This window comes from Kitasatospora sp. NPDC087861 (genome assembly GCF_044742585.1).
Taxonomy (GTDB): Bacteria; Actinomycetota; Actinomycetes; order Streptomycetales; family Streptomycetaceae; genus Kitasatospora.
The window spans coordinates 1-17,259 of sequence record NZ_JBIUUS010000002.1 but is presented as its reverse complement, the minus strand read 5'-3'; the positions used below and the strand labels follow the sequence as shown (position 1 = coordinate 17,259).

Below are 17,259 nucleotides of genomic sequence, written 5' to 3'. Positions count from 1 at the left end.
CCTGAGGTCGGGGCTCCGACCTCGCTGTCGAGCCGACCGCGGTGCCCTGACGCCGACGCCGTGACGTCCGATGATCCGACCATGCGATGCGGTCAGCGCCCGGCCCCCGCCGCCGGGCGCCCCCGCCTCGGCCGGGCCCGGCGCCGCCGCTCGCCACGGACGAACCGGCGCACTCCGGCGAACCGCGAGAACCGCTCCCGGCTCTCCACCGAGGCCCGGTCCAGCTCCTCCATCAGGCGCCGGCTGCGGTGCTCCAGGTCCAGCTCGTCCAGGATCCGGTCCACCTCGGCCAGTATCGAACCGTGCAGCTGCCACGCTTCCGGGTGCTCCCGCACCTGCTGGAGCAGAGCCTGGGCGACGTTCTCCCGGCAGGTCCAGGCCGCGGCCAGCTCGGCGGTCAGCCGCCGCTCCGCCTCCTCGGCGTTGCGGCTCACCTGGGTGGTCACCAGCACCGCGAAGCTGACCATGGCCCCGCCGACGTGCGCCAGCAGTTCTTCCAGGCCCACCGCGACGTCCGCCGGGAACAGCCGCTCGCCGGGCCCGCGCCGCTTGGCGAGGTCGGTCAGCGAGCGGGCCAGCACCCGGATCACCACCACGCAGATCTCCAGGGTGTCCAGCCCGGTGCGCAGTACCAGCCGGGACAGCAGCCCCTCGCTGATCCGCGGATTGAGCCGCAGGCTGTCCTCCGCCTGGCGCAGCGCCGCGTCCACGTCGACGATGGCCTGGTCGAGCCGGCGGGCCTCGTGCAGCCGCTCGGCGGCCCGGGCGACCGGGGTCGGCCCGTCCAACTCCTCGGCGATGTCCAGCAGCAGGTGGCGGGCCCGCCGGGCGAGGTCCTCGATCGACTCCCCGGCGGTGTCCACCCAGACCGGTGGCGCGAACACCAGGTTGAACAGCAGGCCGACGGCGGCGCCGATCAGCGTCTCCAGCACCCGGTCCCAGGCCTGCGAGGCGAGCCCGGAGACGCCCAGGATCAGCATCGCGCTGATCGCGACCTCCTGGACGAACTCCTCGACCCGGACGAACCGGCCGACGACCAGCGAGGCCAGGATGATCAGCCCGAGGCTCCACCAGGAGAGCCCCACCACGGCGCTGAAGCCGGTCGCGATCAGCACGCCGACCACCACCGAGTTGACCCGGCGGATGCTGGTCTTGAGCGTCGAGTAGACGGTGACCTGCACCACCAGCAGCGCGGTGAGCGGAGCCGTCAGCGGGACCGGCTCATTGCTGAGCCGGGTGGCCGCCGCGTACGAGATGGTGGCGGCCACGGTGGCCCGCACGGTCTGGACGACGAAGGGTTCTCGGGTGCCACGGCGGATCAGGGCCGTGAGTGACTCCGGGAGAAGGGCCATGTCGCCCTTCTTTCCCCGCAGCCGCCGTTCACACCGCCGGACGGCCCGACGGGCACCCGTATGCCGGTTCCGGGCGGAGGAACCGCCACCCGTCGTGCGTTACGCGTCGTGGCGGTTCAGCCGCAGCTTCCAGGGCGCCAGCGCGGACTCGACCTGCACCCCGATGCTCATCTTCGAGGCGCCCTCGATCCGCTCCTCGAAGCGGATCGGCACCTCGCGGATCGTCAGGCCGCGCTTGACGACCCGGTAGTTCATCTCGACCTGGAACGAGTAGCCGCTGCTCTGCACGGTCGGCAGGTCGATGGCCCGCAGGGTGCTCGCCCGCCAGGCCTTGAAACCGGCGGTGGCGTCCCGGACGCCCAGGCCGAGGATGGTGTTGACGTAGAGGTTGGCCCAGGCGGAGAGGGCCTTGCGGTGCCACGGCCACTCCGCGGCGGTCGACCCGCCGGGCACGTAGCGGGAGCCGAGCACGACGGCGGTGTCGTCGTCGGCCAGGGCCTGCACCATCGCGGGTATCGCCGAGGCCGGGTGCGACAGGTCGGCGTCCATCTGCACCACGATGTCGGCGTCCTCGTCCAGGGCCCGGGCCATGCCGGCCAGGTAGGCGCGGCCGAGGCCGTTCTTCTCGGTGCGGTGCAGCACGCCGACCGTGCCGCCGGAGTCCGCGGCGAGCTTGTCCGCGATCTCGCCGGTGCCGTCCGGCGAGTTGTCGTCGACCACCAGCAGGTGCAGGTTCGGTACCGGGAGGTCTGCGAGCAGCCCCGCGAGGACCGGAAGGTTCTCCCGCTCGTTGTACGTGGGGACGACGACAACGACCTTCGGGGAGGCCTCGACCATGTTCTGTTTCCCTCGTGCCCTGTCCGGCCGGCACCCGTGCCACGCCGGACGGTTGTCCTAGACGACCTGCTGTGTAGTGAGACCGTGTGAGTGTATCGGTGCGGCAGAGCGCCCCTCGCCCCGGGCGTTCGACCCGGAGGCTGCGACCCCGGGCAACCGCCAGGGAGGCAGGACCACCTGGACCCCTGACCGAGCGACCGGGCCCGCTACGCCCCGCCGTAGACGGCCGCGAGGTTGTCCCGGGCCGGGTGGGTGCGGCCGGCCGGGCCGGCGGCGAAGGTGCGCAGCACGTTCTCGGTGACCTTGCGGACCAGGTCGCCGGCCCGGGCGTCGATCCCGTGGTCGGCGCTGCCGCCGCCAGGCCCGTTCGCGTCCAGGGCCTCCACCCAGCGCATCGTCCCGGTGGCGAACACCCCGGCGCCGCTCGGCACGGTGGAGTACGCGGTGTCGGCGTGCGAGGCGCGGCCCTCGCAGACCACGGGGGAGTGCGCGATCACCTCGATCGGGCGCGGGGTGGGGAAGGCGGTGTCGACCCGGTCGTACTCGACGCCGACCAGGTGCGGGAAGGACGCCCCGACGGTGACGCCGGTGCCCTCGAACGCCCAGTGCTCGGGCGAGCCGACCACGTACGGGGCGTCCACCGGGTAACCGTCGTAGATCACGCCGAGCATCGCGCTCTCCGGGTCCGCGTTCGGGCCGGCCCGGAAGTCGGTGGTCGCCGGGGCGCCGGCCTGGTGGCCCGGGTCCTGCGCCCAGGCGTCCTTGTAGCAGACCACCGTCCGGTCCGGCCCCAGCTCCGAGGGCTCGAAGCGGACCCGGCGGAAGCAGCAGTTGGCGCCCAGGATCGCCAGGTTGGTACCGGCGTCCCGGGCCGCGACCACCTGGGCGCGCTGCTCGGGGGACCAGTACTCGTCGTGGCCGAGCGACAGGACGGCGCTCGCACCGCGCAGCAACCCGGGCTCGCGGGCCACGTCGATCCCGGTGGTGTAGGCGAGCGGCAGACCGAGCCGCTCGGCGAGCGCGACCAGCGGCGCCTCGTACACCAGGAAGAGCCCGGCGCCGTGGTCGTAGTCGTACGGCCGGTCGAAGACGACCCGGAGCGAACGGGTGGCCAGCCCGCCGGTGGGGCCGTTGTACAGGCTGTACCCGCCCCACTCGTTGTACGCCTGCCAGGTCGCGGGGGCGCTCATCACCACCGTCCTGCCCGCCGTGGCGGCGGAGCGGACGGTGAGCGGGACGTAGCGCTGGCCGGAGCCGTCCTCGGCGTCCAGGCGCAGGAGGTAGGCGCCCTCGGGCCAGCCGGCGGTGTCCACGGCGAGGGTGCGCTGCCAGCCGGTCAGCACGGTGCGGGTCACGGGGTCCACGTGCGGTGCGGGCTGCCTGCCGCCCGGGACGTGGTCGCGGCGCCAGACCAGGCGGGCGCGGGCGCCGTCGTACCAGCCGAGGCGGTACGCGGAGACGGTGAAGGCGGCGGCCGGGGTGGAGACGTGCAGGCCGAACGGCTCGCCGGGCAGCACGCTGACCCGGTCGGCGAAGCCCTCGATCGCGTCGGAGGGGCCGGGGTCGGTGATCTCCCAGCCGGGCGCGCCGGGGAGGGCGCGCTCCGCCGCCGGGCCGACGTGCTGGGCGCTGGTCGGACCGCCGGCGTCGGGGGAGGGGTGCGGGGCGGGGTTGCCGCAGGAGGTGACGGCCGCCGCCATCAGGCCCAGGACCAGGATCCCCCGTCGGCTCGGTTCCGCCACCGCGGCCTCCCTGGTGTCCGTCGCTGTCGGATATGGGCACGTGCGTCAATTCGCGCGGACATCCTCACCCATTCCGGGGGCCGGCGGGGCCCGCCGCGCCGGACCGCTGGTACGGCGGGGCGCCGCCCGCCACCGCGGAGGGCCGTCCGGGGCACCCTGGCGTGTCCGGACGCACGGTTGCCCGGCTGCGTGGATCCGGTCCCCTAGCCTGACCAGGCCCGCCGTCCGGCGGCCTTGGGGGCCCGGAAGCCGCGCGCGGCCGGCCGACTCGTGGACAGGGGTGCACGTGGCTTTGTCGGGTTCGGCCGATCCAGGGGTGGCACCCGCGACCCGCGCCACGAGGTTCCGGGCCTGGCTGCTGGAAGGCCTGTCGGACATGGCCAAGCAGCACCCCGGCCCGCACGCGCAGGCACCGCACGTGAAGGGCCAGCGCTGGTGGCGGGTGATGTGCCTGACCGGCCTCGACTACTTCTCCACGCTCGGCTACCAGCCGGGCATCGCGGCGCTGGCCGCGGGCCTGCTGTCGCCGATCGCGACCATCGTGCTGGTGCTCGTCACCCTGTTCGGCGCGCTTCCGGTCTACCGGCGGGTCGCCCAGGAGAGCCCGCACGGCGAGGGCTCGATCGCCATGCTGGAGCGGCTGCTGTCGTTCTGGCAGGGCAAGCTGTTCGTGCTGACCCTGCTCGGCTTCGCGGCCACCGACTTCATGATCACCATCACGCTGTCCGCCGCCGACGCGACCGCGCACCTGGTGGAGAACCCGCATCTGCACAGCGTGCTGACCGGCAGGCAGGTGCTGATCACGCTGATCCTGATCGCGCTGCTCGGCGGGGTCTTCCTCAAGGGCTTCGGCGAGGCGATCGGCCTGGCCGTCGTCCTGGTCGCGGTCTATCTCGCGCTGAACGTCGTGGTGGTGGCCAACGGTCTCTGGCACGTGGCGAAGGCCCCGCACGTCGTCGGCGACTGGACCGACGCGCTCACGGCCGAACACGGCAACGCGATCGCGATGATCGGCGTCGCACTGATCGTCTTCCCGAAACTCGCGCTCGGCCTGTCCGGCTTCGAGACCGGCGTCGCCGTGATGCCGCACATCGAGGGCGACCCGGAGGACATTGAGGCGAAGCCCACCGGCCGGATCCGCGGCGCCCGCAAGCTGCTCACCACCGCGGCCGCGATCATGAGCTGCTTCCTGATCACCACCAGCCTCATCACCACCCTGCTGATCCCCGCCGACGCCTTCAAAGCAGGTGGCCAGGCCAACGGGCGGGCGCTCGCCTACCTCGCCCACGAGAACCTCGGCAACACCTTCGGGAGCATCTACGACCTGTCCACGATCGCCATCCTCTGGTTCGCCGGCGCCTCCGCCATGGCCGGACTGCTCAACCTGATGCCGCGCTACCTGCCCCGCTACGGCATGGCCCCGCACTGGGCCCGCGCGGTGCGCCCCACCGTGATCGTGCTGACCCTGATCGCCTTCCTGGTCACCTGGCTGTTCGACGCGAGTGTGGACGCCCAGGGCGGTGCGTACGCCACGGGTGTGCTGGTGCTGATCAGCTCGGCCGCCATCGCGGTCACCATCGCCGCCCACAAGGCGGGGCAGCGCCGGCGGAGGGTCGGCTTCGCGGTGATCGCCGCCGTCTTCCTCTACACCACGGCCGTGAACATCGCCGAGCGGCCGGACGGCGTCAAGATCGGCGCCTGCTTCATCGCCGGGATCATGCTGGTCTCGTTCCTCTCCCGACTCAAGCGCGCCTTCGAACTGCGCGTCACCGACGTGGTGCTGGACGACGTCGCGGAGCGGTTCGTCCGGGACTACACGTACCGCCCGCTGCGGCTGATCGCCAACGAGCCGAACAGCCGGGACCTCGCGGAGTACCGCGACAAGATCCGCCAGATCCGGACCGACAACGACATCCCGGCCGAGGACGACCTGGTGTTCGTCGAGGTCACCGTGCTGGACCCGTCCGACTTCGAGGCCGAACTGACCGTGTGCGGCGAGGTGCTGCACGACCGCTACCGGGTGCTGACGCTGCAGAGCTCCAGCGTGCCCAACGCGCTCGCCGCTCTGCTGCTGCGGGTACGGGACCTCACCGGGCACCAGCCGCACATCTACTTCGAGTGGACCGAGGGCAACCCCTTCGCCCAGTTCCTCAGGTTCTTCCTCTTCGGCCAGGGCGAGATCGCCCCCGTCACCCGCGAGGTGCTGCGCGAGGCCGAACCCGACCGCAGCCGCCGTCCGGCCGTCCACGTCGGTTGACCGGACCCGCCCCACCGGCCGGTCGTCCGCCGGTCGCCGCCCCCGCCAGGGTCCGTGCACCGGGTCCTGGCGGAAGTGTTGCGGCCGGCCCTGACAGCGCGGGTCAGCGGTTCTGGCGTGACTTGGTCCAGGCCGGTGCGACGAAGGCCACCAGGGCGATGGCGAAGCCGAGTTGGAGGATGTGACGGATCCAGTCGATGCCCGAGGTGTGGCGGACACCGATCCACCCGGAGACGGCGTTGCCGAGCCAGGCCCCGGCGGCGCCGAGCAGCATGGTCAGCCACCAGGGGATCGACTGCGGTCCGCGCAGGATCAGCTTGGCGAGCGCGCCCAGCACGAAGCCGATGAGCAGAATCCACAGGATCTGGAACATCGCAGTCCACCTTCCGGGCGCGGCCGGAGACACCGGTGCGCCGTATCGCCGAAGACGCGGTTCGTCCCATGATCGCCCGGATCGGCCGAACGGGCACGTCGGCGGGTGAAGAAGCAGTTCAGCGGCGCGACCGGCGGGCTACGCGGTGCCCGTCCGGCGGTCGATCAGTGCGGCCAGGCCGTCCAGGATCCGCTCCAGGCCGAAGTCCAGCGCCTGGTCGCGCCCGCCCTCGTCGGCCATGGCGGCGGCCAGGGCGGGGTAGCGGTCGGCGTGCCGGTGCACCATCAGGCCGAAGGCGGTGAGGAGTTCGGCCTCGGGGGAGCCGTCCGGCCCGGCGGCGCGGGAGTGCTCGGCGATGCCGCGGACGTGCCCGGCGAGCAGGACGGCGGCGTCCATCCGCTCGGGGCCGGTCAGTCCGTGGCCGTCGAGGGCGGCCACCACCCGCTCCAGCCAGGAGAGTTCCTTGGGGCCGAGGACCCGGGGGCCGACGGTGGCGTCCAGCAGCCACGGGTGGCGGGCGAATGATTCTGCCAACTGGTGAGACCAGGCGGTGAGTTGACCCCGCCAGTCGAGGGCGCCCCGGTCCTGCGGGGGTGCGCCGACGGAGGCCTCGACCATCAGCGCGACCAGCTCGGCCTTGCCGGGCACGTAGCGGTAGAGCGACATCTTGGTGAAGTCGAGCAGCCCGGCGACCTTCTGCATCGAGACCGCGCCCAGGCCCTCGGCGTCCGCGATCTCGACGCCCGCCGCCGCGATCCGCTCCAGGCTGAGGGCCGGCTTCGGCCCCCGGGTCGGCCTGGCCGCGGGGCCCCAGAGCAGCCGCACCGTGTCGTTCGCCGCCTCGCTCACATTCCGCTCCCGTCCTGGGGTTGCCTGTCCGACCCAACTGTGTCTACCGTACACAGCACCGAACAGTGTCCATCGGACACAGTTTATCGATCCTCTCGGACGGAGTGGTTCCATGAGCACCAAGGTCCTGATCTCGGGCGCGAGCATCGCCGGCCCCGCCCTGGCCCACTGGCTGGGCCGGTACGGCTTCGAGGTCACCGTGGTCGAACTCGCCCCCGCGCTGCGCGGCGGCGGCCAGAACGTCGACTTCCGCGGCCGCACCCACCTCTCCGTGCTGGAGCGGATGGGCGTCCTCGACGAACTGCGCACGCTCGACACCGGCGGCAGCCCGATGACCTTCCTGGGCGCCGACGGCCGCCGACTCCTGCACCTGCCCGCCGAGTTCGCGGGCGGCGAACTGGAGATCCCGCGCGGCGAGCTCGCCCAACTGCTGTACCGGCACAGCCTCTCCCGCGCCGAGTACGTCTTCGGCGACTCGATCACCGCCCTGGAGGAGACCCCGGGCGGCGTGCGGGTCGCCTTCCGGCACGGCGCGCCGCGCGAGTTCGACCTGGTGATCGGCGCCGACGGGTTGCACTCGAACGTCCGCCGGCTCGCCTTCGGCCCCGAGCAGCGCTACGTCCGCCACCTCGGCTACTACGCGGCCACCTGGCAGCTGCCGGGCGGCCTCGGCCTGCCGCCCGGTTCGGTCGGCCTCAACGTCCCCGGGCGGCTCGTCTCGGTCGGCGCCGACCACCGCGACCCGACCCGGGCGGGCGCCTTCTGCCTCTTCGCCTCACCCGAACTGCGCTACGACCGCCATGACGTGGAGCAGCAGAAGGCGCTGGTGCGGGACGCCTTCGCGGGCCTCGGCTGGGAGGTGCCCCGCCTGCTGGAGAGCCTGCGCGGCGCCCCCGAGCTGTACTTCGACTCGATCAGCCGCGCCGACGTCCCCACCTGGTCCAGCGGCCGGATCGCCCTGCTCGGCGACGCGGCCTGCGGCGCCACCATCGGCGGCATGGGCACCGGTACCGCCGTGGTGGCCGCGTACGTCCTGGCGGGCGAGCTGGCCCGGGCCCGCGGGGACCACCGCACCGCCTTCGCCCGGTACGAGGGGCTGCTGCGCCGCTACGCCCAGGGGTGCCAGAAGGGCGGGGACCGCACGGGCCCGTTCCTGGCGCCGCGCACCGCCACCGGCCTGCGGGTGCGCAACGGACTGTTGAACCGGCGCTGGGTCCTGGACCGGATGCTGGCGCTGGGCAAGCAGGTCTCCAGCGTCGAACTGCCGGACTACGCGAGTGAGTCGGCCGGCCGGTTCAGTGCGGCGGGCTGATCCGGGCGCCGCCGTCCAGGACCGCCTCCACCTGGACGGCCGCCCGCGCCGGGCGCTCGACGGCGAGCGTGTGGTCCGGGGCGGTTCGGTCGGCGGACCAGTCCGGGCCCTTGACGGTGAGCCGGGTGACCCGCCGACTGCCCGCCGCGAGCAGGAACTCCGTCCCCTGCGGGGAACGCCACCACACCGAGCCGACGACGTCCTGCTCGAAGCGGCTGCACGCCCGCCCCGGGCCGCCGCCGGTGCGCTGCGGGCCACGGGCGGTCGGCAGCAGGACGGCGGTCGCGGCGCTGCCCTCGCCGGTCCAGCGGTCGGCGCGCAGGCAGACCCAGGACGCCGAGCCCGCGTTCTGCGGTAGCGGCTGGACGGCGAAGGCCCACAGGTTGAGCTGCTTGACGCCGGGCGTGCCGTCCGGGACGGCACAGCCCGCGCGGCCTCGGCCCGGGCCACCGGGCGCGCCCCGGCGCCCTGCGCCGGCGATGCCGCGCCCACCGTCCGTCCCGCCAACGGGCCCTCCCCGGAAACCGTGCGTGCTGTCGTGGTGGCTGGCCCAACGCGTTGATCATGTGATGGTTGCGCCGTCCGGGCGGGTGGCGGGTGGCGGGTCGACCGGGCCCGGTGGCGGGCCGGTCCGCGCCGGACCGGGGGACGGATGTCGGGTCCGCGTTCGGAGGGCAGGGCCCATGGTCCCGGCTGTTCAGCCCGTTGGCCCCTGGCGATCACCGCCGCCGGGGCGCGATGCTGCCGGTACCGGCCGGGACGATCCGCGCGCGGCCGGACCAGTGTCGTGGACGAGGTGAACCGGCGTGCGGCATGCCACCGTCGAATCAGTGATGACCAGCCCCGTGGTCCGGGTCGCGCCCGAGACCGGCTTCCGGGAGATCGTGGCCCTGCTGACCGAGTACGACATCACCGGGGTGCCGGTGGTGGACGCCGATGGACGGCCTCTGGGCGTCGTCTCCGAGGCCGACCTCCTGCGCACGCTGGCCGCGCAGGAGGACCCGGGCACCCTGCTGCCCGCCCCCGAGTCGGCGCCGGCCGGCCCGGGCGGCGCCGTCACCGCGGCCGACCTGATGACCACGCAGCCGGTCTGCACCACCCCCGGCACCAGCATCGTCGCGGCGGCCCGGCTGATGAGTCGGCACGGGCTGAAGCGGCTGCCGGTGCTGGACGAGGGTCGGCGGGTGATCGGCATGGTGAGCCGGGGGGACCTGCTGCGGGTGTTCCTGCGCGAGGACGTGGTGATCCGGCGGGAGATCGTCGAGGAGGTGCTCGGCCGGATCGACGGCGTGAGCCCGGCCGAGATCGGCGTCGAGGTCGACCAGGGCCGGGTGGTGCTCAGCGGCACGGTGCCGGAGGCGCACCTGGTGCCGATCGTGCTCAACCTGTGCCGTTCGGTGGACGGGGTGGTCTCGGTCACCGACCGGCTCGACGCGGGCGGGGCGGCCGCGCAGGTCGGTTGATCGGTTGATCGGCCGGTCCTACGGGCTGACCGCCGCCCGGCTCGGACCCGGACGGACCGCTTCGCATACTGCGGAACGTATCGGGTACATCACCCTGTGTGCCCGACGGGTCGGACTGTCGAGGCGCCGGAGTATTGGGGAGGCGGCCGTGGCAGTCGTGTTCGACGCGGACTTCACTTCGACCAGGCAGTGGGTCGCCGGGCGCACCAGCGCCTATCCCCGGATGGGGCCGACCAACCGGAGCGACCACAAACTCGACTACCTCGGCCGCGCCTACTGCCCGGGAGGCGTGTTCAGCGCCACCCGCCGACCCGTCGGCGGGCTCTGGACCTGCAGCCTGCTCACCACCGAGGGCAGTCCGGACGGCTTCCAGGTCCGCACCGGGGACGAGCTGTCGGCACGGGTCACGCTGCCCGTCGAGCTGGGCGCCTGGCCGGCGATCTGGACCTGGCGGGACGGTGGCAACGAGGTCGACGCCTTCGAGTACCACCCCGACCACCCGGACCTGCTGGAGATCTCCAACCACGTCCGGGGAGGGTTCCGGTACTGGCACGGCGCCGACGCGGGGATCGCGCCGGGGGCAACCTTCGGCCTGCGGGTGGTGCTCGGCGCCAACTCGGTGGACTGGTACGTCGAGGACGAGCTGGTCTACGCGGACCTGCACGGAGTCGGCCCCGGCTGGCACGCGTACCTGATCGTCAACCTGTCGGTCTCGGACGGGACGTACCACGACCGGCCGCCGCTGGGCGGGCCGGACCGGCTCAGCTGGGTCTGCCACAGCCTTCAGGTCGAGCGCTGAGCGCCCGCCTCACGGGGCGAAGGTGGCGGTGATCGGGCCGCGCGGGCCCGAGCGCTGGAACCAGACGGTCCGGCGGCGCGCGCCGATGTGCGCGGGGTGGGCCACGTACAGGTCGTCGCGCGGGGCGCGCTCGTTGCCGGGGGCCAGGGCGGCGTCCACGGCGCGGTCGGCGATCGCGTGCAGCAGGGCGGTGGCGGTGGCGTCGGACGCGGGCGGCGCGATGGCGAGGGCGGTGAGCTCGGCCCAGAGCGCGGTGGAGACGTAGCCGATCGGGGAGTGGCCGAGCGCCGGGAGGGGGCGGCGGTCCTCGTGGCGCCGCAGCACCCCGGCCGCGACGAGCTGCTCGGGCGAGCGGTCGCCGGCCCGCGGGTGGTGGTCCATGGACGAAAACGCTACCCCGGCGGGCCGGTCGCGGAGCGTCGGAACGTTTTCTCAGGCTTCCTTCAGAGCGCTTCGGCCCGGTGGCGGCGCACGATGGTGGTGAAGCGCCGATCACCCGGCGGGCCCCGGCTGCGGGGCCGGAGCAGGAGGTCCTGATGAGGTACTGGCACGGACACGGCCACGTCCTGAGCGGCTGGGGCATCGGGGTGATGGCGATCGGGGCGCTGCTGCTCCTGGCGCTGCTGGTGCTCGTCGTCATCGCCCTGTTCCGGTACGTGTCGCGTTCACCGCGGGCGGTGCCGCACGGTCCGGCGACTCCGGGTGCGGCGTGGCCCGGCGCGGGCGGGCCGCAGGGGCCGGTGGCCGGGCCGACGCCCGAGCAGCTGCTCGCGGAGCGGTTCGCGCGCGGCGAGATCGACGCGGAGGAGTACCGGCACAGACTCGACACGCTCCGCTCGGTGAACGGGCCGGGTGAGGGCTGACTCGGGGTAACGGCGGGCCCGCCGCACGGGTGGTGTGCGGCGGGCCCCGGTCGCGGGTCGGCCGGCGTGCTAGGACAGGCCCTAGGCGGAGGTGCCGGGCCGCGGAGTGGACGTGGGATGGGTCCCCGCATCGGAGTTGTCGTTCTGGTCCGTGGTCGCGGCCCAGCTGGCCAGCAGGTTCAGGGCGTCGTGTGCGGGTGTGGCGGGTTCGGCGCTGTAGGCCATGATGGTCAGTCCGGTGTCGGCGGGGAGTTCCAGGGCTTCGTAGCCGAGGGTGAGTTCGCCGACGACGGGGTGGTGGAGGCGTTTGACGCCGTTGCGGTGCCGGAGGACGTTGTGGGTGGCCCAGCGGGTGCGGAACAGGTCGCTCCGGGTGGAGAGTTCTCCGACCAGGTCGATCAGGGCCTTGTCGTGGGGGTCGCGTCCGGCTTCGGCGCGCAGGATCGCGACGGTGCCGGCAGCCATGCGTTCCCAGTCGAGGTAGTAGTCGGTGGCCGCGGGGTCCAGGAACATGAAGCGGGCCACGTTGGGCGGCCGGCGCGGGGGCGCGAGGATCGGGTTGAGCAGGGCTCTGCCGAGTTGGTTGGTGGCCAGGATGTCCAGACGGCGGTTGCGTACGTAGGCCGGGGTGGTGGACATGGCGTCCAGGATGCGCTGGATGCTGGGGCGCACGTGGGGCTTGGGGGTGCGCGGGGGCGTCCGGGTGCCGGTGTTGGCGGCGGCGGCCAGGTCGAACAGGTGGGCGCGCTCGGCCTCGTCGAGGTGAAGGGCGCGGGAGAGGGCTTCCAGGACGCTGTCGGAGACGCCGCGCGCGTGGCCGCGTTCGAGCTTGATGTAGTAGTCGGCGCTGACGCCGGCCAGTAGCGCGACCTCCTCGCGGCGCAAACCGGTCACCCGGCGGTTTCCGTTGGCAGGCAGACCGGCCTGTTCGGGGGTGATTCTGGCGCGGCGGGAGGTGAGGAAGTCGCGGAACTCGGTGCGGGCGTCCATGCCGACCACGATAGGTCCGGTTCTGCGTGCGTGAGAGGCCCTGGCAGTACCTGTAACAGCAGGAACCCCCTGGTGGGAGGCGGCAAGCGGCAGTTCGTGCCACGGTGGGGCGGGAAGCCGGCCGCCTTCCGGAGCACGTGCCCGAGTCCGCATCACCGAAGAGGAGCAAGCCATGGAGTACACGCGGTTGGGAACGTCAGGGCTCACGATCAGCCGGATCGCCTTGGGCTGCATGAGCTTCGGCGACCCCGCCAAGAGGACGACCTGGGCGCTCGACGACCATGCGGCCGAGCCCGTCTTCCGGCAGGCCGTCGAGCTCGGCATCACGTTCTGGGACACCGCGAACATCTACGGCCTGGGCACCTCGGAGGAGGTCGTCGGGCGGGCGCTGCGCAAGTACACCCAGCGCGAGGACATCGTGCTGGCCACCAAGCTGTGGGCGCCGATGCACCAGGGCCCGGGCGGGGCGGGTCTGTCCCGCAAGGCCGTCATGGAGCAGATCGACGCCTCGCTGCGGCGCCTGGACACCGACTTCGTCGACCTCTACCAGATCCACCGCTTCGACCCGCAGACGCCGGTCGAGGAGACGATGGAGGCGCTGCACGATGTGGTCAAGGCGGGCAAGGCCCGCTACATCGGTGCTTCGTCGATGTGGGCCTGGCAGTTCGCCACGATGCAGCATGCCGCGCAGGCCCACGGGTGGATCCGGTTCGTCTCCATGCAGGACCAGTACAGCCTGATCCACCGCGAGGAGGAACGCGAGATGTTCGGCCTGCTCGCCCACCAGGGTGTGGGAAGCATCCCGTGGAGCCCGCTGGGCGGGGGACTGGTCACCCGGCCCTGGGGCGAACGCTCCACGCGGCGCGCGGAGATCAACCGGACAGTCGACCAGCAGGACCGACCGATCTTCCTCGACAGCGACCGGGCCATCGTCGAGGCCGTCCAGCGCATCGCTCTGGCCCGCGGCGTGTCGATGGCGCAGGTTGCCATGGCCTGGGTGTTGAAGAACCCGGTGGTCTCCGCCCCGATCGTGGGCGCGACCAAGCCGCACCACCTCGCGGACGCCGTCGCCGCGCTCGACCTCAAGCTCACCACTGAGGAGATCGACGCCCTCGAAGAGCCCTACGTCGTGCGCCGGCCCACGTTCTTCTGACCCCGCCCCCGCCATTGGTCGCGCAGGTCGGCCGACGGCTCGTCGACCGGCGCCCCGGTCGACGAGCCGCTGCGTCGGCACGGTCAAGGGGCCCCGAGCGCCTGTCCGGCCCACGAGCTGCTCGATCCGTTCGACGTGTTCGGCTGGTCCGGCTTATTCGACGACCAGATCGACCGGGATGTTGCCGCGGGTGGCGCGGGAGTACGGGCAGACCTCGTGGGCCTGCTTGACCAGCTGCTCGCCGGTCTCGCCCGCGAGCGCCTCGGGCAGCTCGACGCGCAGCACGACGGCGAGGCCGAAGCCGGCGCCGTCCTTGCCGATGGACACCTCGGCGGTGACCGAGATCTCGCCGGTGTCGACCCGGGCCTGGCGGCCGACCAGGCCGAGGGCGCTGGCGAAGCAGGCCGCGTAGCCGGCCGCGAACAGCTGCTCGGGGTTGGTGCCCTGGCCGTTGCCGCCGAGCGCGGGCGGCATCGCGAGCGCGAGGTCCAGCTGCCCGTCGGAGCTGACGGTACGGCCCTCCCGGCCGTTGGCGGTGGCGGCTGCGGTGTAGAGCGCGTCCATGATCCGTTCCCTTCGTGTCCTGCGGCGGCCGCCCGGGCCGCCCTCTGGAGACAAGTAGAGCACGCAATTCAATTGCGCACAACTAAGTGGCGTGAACGCGATCGGTACCATGGGGCCATGACCACGCTTCCCGGCATGGCGGACGAGGAACTGCTCCGCCTCGACCAGCAGATCTGCTTCTCGCTGAACGCGGCCTCCCGCGCCTTCGGTGGCGTCTACCGGGTGCTGCTCCGCGACCTCGGACTCACCTATCCCCAGTACCTCGTCCTGCTCGTGCTCTGGGAGGACGGCGACCTGCCCGTCAAGCGGATCGGCGAGCGCCTGCGACTGGACTCCGGCACGCTCTCCCCGCTGCTCAAGCGGCTGGAGGCGGCCGGGCTGGTGCGACGGGAGCGCAGCCCGGAGGACGAGCGGTCGGTCACCGTCAGCCTCACCGCCGAAGGCTCGGCGCTGCGCGAGCGGGCAGGGCAGGTGCCGCGCCGGCTGCTCACCGCGACCGGGCTGCCGGTGGAGGACCTGGCCGCGCTGCGCACGCTGCTGGAGCGGGTGACCGTCGCGCTGGACTCGGCGGTGGTGGAACCGGCGCCGTAGTGGTGCCACGGCGGTGCCGTAGCGGCTTTACGGCGGCCTCGTGGTGGCGCCGGCCTTGTCAAGTCGGCGGTCCGCGACCTGTGATGTGGGTCACGTGCGGCTGGATTCCGGACGCCCGCCGTGGTCGAACCGGCAGGTCAGCGCCGCTGTTCGAAACTGAACGGAAGCGGTCGCCAATTGTCCGCCCGATCCGGTCAACAACCCGCGCCGCCCGGACGGTTACACCACGAGCCCCCAGGGGCCGTCGGCGTGCCACCCGGTGGGCCGGCCAGCTGACCCACGAAAGGGGGGCGCGTGTGCTGAACACCCCCGGGCCGGGCGAGGCGCGGGGCCTGCGGGCGGACCCGCTCGGCGACCTGCCGGCCGACTTCGAGGCCTTCTTCACTCGCGAGAACCCCGGCTACCTCCGGTACGCCCAGCAGCGTCTGCGACACCGCGAGGACGCGCAGGACGCCGTCCAGAACGCGGGTGCCACGCTCTACAAGAACTGGCGCCGCGCCCTGGCCAGCGCCGACCCGCAGGCCTTCGCGTTCAAGATCGTCAAGGACGCGGTGGTGGACCTCCTGCGCGAGCGCCGCCGCGCCGAACGCAAACGGCAGCGCGTCCTCGCGCAGCGCCGCCCTGACACCAGCCAGGACGAACTGGACCAGCTCGCCGAACTCGACGCCCTGGACTGGGCCATGGAGGAGCTCGCGCGCGCCGCACCGGTCCAGGCCGACGTCGTCCGGCTGCGCCAGGCGGGCCTGTCCTACCCGGACGTCGGCCGCACCCTCGGCATCGCGCACACCACCGCCCGCACCTACTACAGCCTCGGGCGGCGCCACCTGGAGTACCTGCTGGAACAGCCGGATGACGGGCAGGCGCCGTGAAGGTCACCGAACTGCTGCGGGCGGACGCCGCCCTGCTGGAGCGCGAGTTCCGCGACCACGACCCGGCGGCCTTCACCCGTCGGCTGGCCGAGCGGCTCGCCGCGGCCCGCCGGCCGGCTCCGCTCACCCGCGAACGGCCGGCCCGCCCGCCTGCCACCGCCCGTCCGCCGCACGCCTTCGGCGAGTCCCCGTGGGTCGGCGGCCGGGCCGAACTCCGGCGCGACCTGCGGCACTTGTGCGTCACCGTGGCGGGTGCGGTGGAACCGGGCGAACTGGCCCTGGACCTCGAACTCGCCGAGAAGACGGCCTTCCGGACCCTCGGCTGCCTGCTCTACGGCATGGGCCGGACCGCCGACGGCGTCTTCTGGTGGCGGATCGCGGCCCAGTACGGCGACCAACTGGCCGTGCACTGCCTGGCCGTCCACTACGCCTCCGAGGGCGAGGCCCGGGATGCGGCGCGCTGGGCCGCCCAGGCCCAGGACCTCAGTGCCCCCGGCCACCTGCCCGCGCTGGCCCCGGACACCGGGCCGGGCGGCGCCGCGCAGCTGGCGCGGGAGCTGGAGTGCTACGACGGCGAGATCCTGCTGACGCTCAGGGACGTGCTGGCGGTCCGGCCGGGGGCGGACGGCGGGCGGCTGGGCGTGCGGTCGGTGCGGGGGAGAGGGGTGGTGCGCATCCGGTGAGCGGGGCGGTCAGGAGCGGTGGCCGTCCGTCGGTGGAACTGCTCGGGCTCAGGGTGGGGTTCGGGCTCGGGTTCAGGCTCAGAGCCTGTCGGGTGGCCGGTTGATTACGCTGCGATGAGGTCCTCGACGGTGTTGGCTTGGGCGGTCTTGCGGTGGGATTCATGGCTCCACCGCGATGGTTGCCCGGCGAGCCGGACGAGCATCAGGCGGATCATCGCCACCTTGATCAGGGCCTCGGAGGTAGCGGTCAGCCGTTCGTAGTCGCGGGCCAGCCGACGGTTTCGGACCAGCCAGCCGAAACTTCGCTCCACCACCCAGCGGCGGGGCAGGACCTTGAAGCCCTTGACGTCGTCGGTCCGCTTCACGATCTCCACGACGATGTCCAACGCGTCGTGAGCCCATGAAAGCAGCGTGGAATCAACGGAGTTGGCGTATCCGCCGTCGGCCCACACCAGACTGATCGTGCGGAAGCCGGAGGCGAGCCGGGCCAGGACGATTCGGCCTCCGGCCCGGTCCTGCACGGACGCGGAGGTGACGGCGACGACCAGCAGCAGGCCCATCG

The 17,259-nt window shown here is 73.0% G+C and carries 19 protein-coding genes; 9 read left to right on the top strand and 10 right to left on the bottom strand.

Translation table 11 applies throughout. The features are described 5' to 3' along the window. Window positions 1-92 precede the first annotated feature (92 nt). From ACIOJE_RS02845 to ACIOJE_RS02835, 3 genes are all read right to left on the bottom strand, one after another. A complete protein-coding gene (locus tag ACIOJE_RS02845) occupies window positions 93-1,352 on the bottom strand; it encodes an aromatic acid exporter family protein (RefSeq protein ID WP_280680585.1) in 1,260 nt (419 codons plus the stop codon). 99 nt (window positions 1,353-1,451) lie between these two features. Continuing rightward, a complete protein-coding gene (locus ACIOJE_RS02840; protein WP_400772856.1) occupies window positions 1,452-2,189 on the bottom strand; it encodes a polyprenol monophosphomannose synthase in 738 nt (245 codons plus the stop codon). 206 nt (window positions 2,190-2,395) lie between these two features. After that, window positions 2,396-3,931, bottom strand: coding sequence for a N,N-dimethylformamidase beta subunit family domain-containing protein (locus ACIOJE_RS02835; RefSeq protein ID WP_400772854.1), 1,536 nt, complete (start codon window positions 3,929-3,931; stop codon window positions 2,396-2,398). 376 nt (window positions 3,932-4,307) lie between these two features. Between ACIOJE_RS02835 and ACIOJE_RS02830 the strand changes: the two genes are divergently transcribed. Continuing rightward, window positions 4,308-6,188 carry an amino acid transporter gene (locus ACIOJE_RS02830; RefSeq protein WP_280680829.1) on the top strand — a complete coding sequence of 627 codons (1,881 nt, stop codon included), beginning with the start codon at window positions 4,308-4,310 and terminating at the stop codon, window positions 6,186-6,188. Window positions 6,189-6,291: 103 nt separating this feature from the next. On the opposite strand, the gene ACIOJE_RS02825 is transcribed toward ACIOJE_RS02830, so the two are convergent. Beyond that, window positions 6,292-6,561, bottom strand: coding sequence for a GlsB/YeaQ/YmgE family stress response membrane protein (locus ACIOJE_RS02825; protein WP_400772852.1), 270 nt, complete (start codon window positions 6,559-6,561; stop codon window positions 6,292-6,294). A gap of 138 nt (window positions 6,562-6,699) precedes the next feature. After that, window positions 6,700-7,410, bottom strand: a complete 711-nt coding sequence (locus ACIOJE_RS02820) for a TetR/AcrR family transcriptional regulator (RefSeq protein WP_400772850.1) — start codon at window positions 7,408-7,410, stop codon at window positions 6,700-6,702. A gap of 112 nt (window positions 7,411-7,522) precedes the next feature. Between ACIOJE_RS02820 and ACIOJE_RS02815 the strand changes: the two genes are divergently transcribed. After that, window positions 7,523-8,722: an FAD-dependent monooxygenase gene (locus ACIOJE_RS02815; protein ID WP_400772848.1), complete on the top strand. Its 1,200-nt coding sequence runs from the start codon at window positions 7,523-7,525 to the stop codon at window positions 8,720-8,722. Here the strand turns inward: ACIOJE_RS02815 and ACIOJE_RS02810 are convergent. Beyond that, the gene (locus ACIOJE_RS02810; RefSeq protein WP_400772846.1) at window positions 8,706-8,909 is read right to left on the bottom strand and encodes a hypothetical protein; all 204 of its coding nucleotides are present in this window, start codon (window positions 8,907-8,909) and stop codon (window positions 8,706-8,708) included. The genes ACIOJE_RS02815 and ACIOJE_RS02810 overlap by 17 nt on opposite strands. 646 nt (window positions 8,910-9,555) lie before the next feature. Here ACIOJE_RS02810 and ACIOJE_RS02805 point away from each other — a divergent pair. Continuing rightward, window positions 9,556-10,185: a CBS domain-containing protein gene (locus tag ACIOJE_RS02805; protein ID WP_280680579.1), complete on the top strand. Its 630-nt coding sequence runs from the start codon at window positions 9,556-9,558 to the stop codon at window positions 10,183-10,185. A gap of 148 nt (window positions 10,186-10,333) precedes the next feature. Then, complete coding sequence (locus tag ACIOJE_RS02800; protein ID WP_280680578.1) at window positions 10,334-10,984, top strand: beta-glucanase; 651 nt, start codon at window positions 10,334-10,336, stop codon at window positions 10,982-10,984. Between the two features lie 9 nt (window positions 10,985-10,993). Here ACIOJE_RS02800 and ACIOJE_RS02795 read toward each other — a convergent pair whose 3' ends face one another. Continuing rightward, the gene (locus tag ACIOJE_RS02795) at window positions 10,994-11,365 is read right to left on the bottom strand and encodes a hypothetical protein (protein WP_400772843.1); all 372 of its coding nucleotides are present in this window, start codon (window positions 11,363-11,365) and stop codon (window positions 10,994-10,996) included. 155 nt (window positions 11,366-11,520) lie between these two features. Between ACIOJE_RS02795 and ACIOJE_RS02790 the strand changes: the two genes are divergently transcribed. Further along, window positions 11,521-11,847 carry an SHOCT domain-containing protein gene (locus tag ACIOJE_RS02790; protein WP_280680576.1) on the top strand — a complete coding sequence of 109 codons (327 nt, stop codon included), beginning with the start codon at window positions 11,521-11,523 and terminating at the stop codon, window positions 11,845-11,847. An 81-nt stretch (window positions 11,848-11,928) separates the two neighbouring features. On the opposite strand, the gene ACIOJE_RS02785 is transcribed toward ACIOJE_RS02790, so the two are convergent. Beyond that, window positions 11,929-12,837, bottom strand: coding sequence for a helix-turn-helix transcriptional regulator (locus ACIOJE_RS02785; RefSeq protein ID WP_400772841.1), 909 nt, complete (start codon window positions 12,835-12,837; stop codon window positions 11,929-11,931). A gap of 172 nt (window positions 12,838-13,009) precedes the next feature. Here ACIOJE_RS02785 and ACIOJE_RS02780 point away from each other — a divergent pair, with 172 nt between their 5' ends. Beyond that, on the top strand, window positions 13,010-13,990 hold the full coding sequence (locus ACIOJE_RS02780; RefSeq protein WP_400772839.1) for an aldo/keto reductase: 981 nt from the start codon (window positions 13,010-13,012) through the stop codon (window positions 13,988-13,990). Window positions 13,991-14,143: 153 nt separating this feature from the next. On the opposite strand, the gene ACIOJE_RS02775 is transcribed toward ACIOJE_RS02780, so the two are convergent. Further along, window positions 14,144-14,554 (bottom strand): organic hydroperoxide resistance protein, encoded by a 411-nt coding sequence (locus ACIOJE_RS02775; protein ID WP_400772837.1) that lies wholly within the window; start codon window positions 14,552-14,554, stop codon window positions 14,144-14,146. A gap of 117 nt (window positions 14,555-14,671) precedes the next feature. On the opposite strand from ACIOJE_RS02775, the gene ACIOJE_RS02770 reads away from it, so the two are divergent. From ACIOJE_RS02770 to ACIOJE_RS02760, 3 genes are all read left to right on the top strand, one after another. Further along, window positions 14,672-15,145, top strand: coding sequence for a MarR family transcriptional regulator (locus ACIOJE_RS02770; protein ID WP_280680572.1), 474 nt, complete (start codon window positions 14,672-14,674; stop codon window positions 15,143-15,145). Between the two features lie 296 nt (window positions 15,146-15,441). Next, window positions 15,442-16,014: an RNA polymerase sigma factor gene (locus tag ACIOJE_RS02765; protein WP_400772835.1), complete on the top strand. Its 573-nt coding sequence runs from the start codon at window positions 15,442-15,444 to the stop codon at window positions 16,012-16,014. Then, window positions 16,011-16,697 carry a hypothetical protein gene (locus ACIOJE_RS02760; RefSeq protein WP_280680570.1) on the top strand — a complete coding sequence of 229 codons (687 nt, stop codon included), beginning with the start codon at window positions 16,011-16,013 and terminating at the stop codon, window positions 16,695-16,697. Before ACIOJE_RS02765 ends, ACIOJE_RS02760 begins: the two co-directional genes overlap by 4 nt. A gap of 104 nt (window positions 16,698-16,801) precedes the next feature. Here ACIOJE_RS02760 and ACIOJE_RS02755 read toward each other — a convergent pair. Continuing rightward, window positions 16,802-17,259 (bottom strand): transposase (locus ACIOJE_RS02755; RefSeq protein ID WP_400772833.1); only part of this gene is annotated, 458 nt, incomplete at its 5' end.

What these genes read in the sequence shown, in the direction of transcription:
- ACIOJE_RS02845 (WP_280680585.1), bottom strand. Translation starts at nt 1,352, where the DNA reads ATGGCCCTTCTCCCGGAGTCACTCACGGCCCTGATCCGCCGTGGCACC.
- ACIOJE_RS02840 (WP_400772856.1), bottom strand. Translation starts at nt 2,189, where the DNA reads ATGGTCGAGGCCTCCCCGAAGGTCGTTGTCGTCGTCCCCACGTACAAC.
- ACIOJE_RS02830 (WP_280680829.1), top strand. Translation starts at nt 4,308, where the DNA reads ATGGCCAAGCAGCACCCCGGCCCGCACGCGCAGGCACCGCACGTGAAG.
- ACIOJE_RS02825 (WP_400772852.1), bottom strand. Translation starts at nt 6,561, where the DNA reads ATGTTCCAGATCCTGTGGATTCTGCTCATCGGCTTCGTGCTGGGCGCG.
- ACIOJE_RS02815 (WP_400772848.1), top strand. Translation starts at nt 7,523, where the DNA reads ATGAGCACCAAGGTCCTGATCTCGGGCGCGAGCATCGCCGGCCCCGCC.
- ACIOJE_RS02805 (WP_280680579.1), top strand. Translation starts at nt 9,556, where the DNA reads ATGACCAGCCCCGTGGTCCGGGTCGCGCCCGAGACCGGCTTCCGGGAG.
- ACIOJE_RS02795 (WP_400772843.1), bottom strand. Translation starts at nt 11,365, where the DNA reads ATGGACCACCACCCGCGGGCCGGCGACCGCTCGCCCGAGCAGCTCGTC.
- ACIOJE_RS02790 (WP_280680576.1), top strand. Translation starts at nt 11,521, where the DNA reads ATGAGGTACTGGCACGGACACGGCCACGTCCTGAGCGGCTGGGGCATC.
- ACIOJE_RS02785 (WP_400772841.1), bottom strand. Translation starts at nt 12,837, where the DNA reads ATGGACGCCCGCACCGAGTTCCGCGACTTCCTCACCTCCCGCCGCGCC.
- ACIOJE_RS02780 (WP_400772839.1), top strand. Translation starts at nt 13,010, where the DNA reads ATGGAGTACACGCGGTTGGGAACGTCAGGGCTCACGATCAGCCGGATC.
- ACIOJE_RS02775 (WP_400772837.1), bottom strand. Translation starts at nt 14,554, where the DNA reads ATGGACGCGCTCTACACCGCAGCCGCCACCGCCAACGGCCGGGAGGGC.
- ACIOJE_RS02770 (WP_280680572.1), top strand. Translation starts at nt 14,672, where the DNA reads ATGACCACGCTTCCCGGCATGGCGGACGAGGAACTGCTCCGCCTCGAC.